The organism is Bradyrhizobium sp. Leo78, from assembly GCF_059512425.1.
The window spans coordinates 1-355 of record NZ_JCAMOT010000309.1 but is presented as its reverse complement, the minus strand read 5'-3'; the positions used below and the strand labels follow the sequence as shown (position 1 = coordinate 355).

The following is a 355-nucleotide window of genomic DNA, read 5'->3' as shown; positions in this document are numbered from 1 at the left end:
CAATATTCGCGGAAACCCGACAGACCAAGATTGCGGATATGCTTGGACAGACGCGAATAGACGAGCGAGGCCTTCGTCTCGTTCAAGAAGATGCCGGCATCCGAGTAGATCATGGCTGCAATTTCCGTAAGGTCGCGGCGCGTCAGCGGATATTCTCCGCTCGCCAGCACCTCATCGGCTCCCTGCCTCTGATCTTTTGCACCCATTGCACTCATGCGGCTTCGCTTTCGGTCTCGGAAAAGAGGGCTTCAAGTTCGATCAGGCAGATCATGCGCTTGTCGATGGCGAGAATGCCTCGGGCAAATTGGCGCTCGAGGTCGGAAGAGATTTCGGGCGTCGGCTGGATGATCTCGTC

At 56.3% G+C, this 355-nt stretch carries 2 pseudogenes; both read right to left on the bottom strand.

Features of this window, described 5'->3' with window-relative positions:
• Positions 1 to 215, bottom strand: a pseudogene (locus AC5ZG1_RS44835) (chemotaxis protein); the annotation flags it as partial.
• A pseudogene (locus AC5ZG1_RS44830) lies at positions 212 to 355 on the bottom strand (chemotaxis protein CheW); the annotation flags it as partial. The pseudogenes AC5ZG1_RS44835 and AC5ZG1_RS44830, both read right to left, overlap by 4 nt.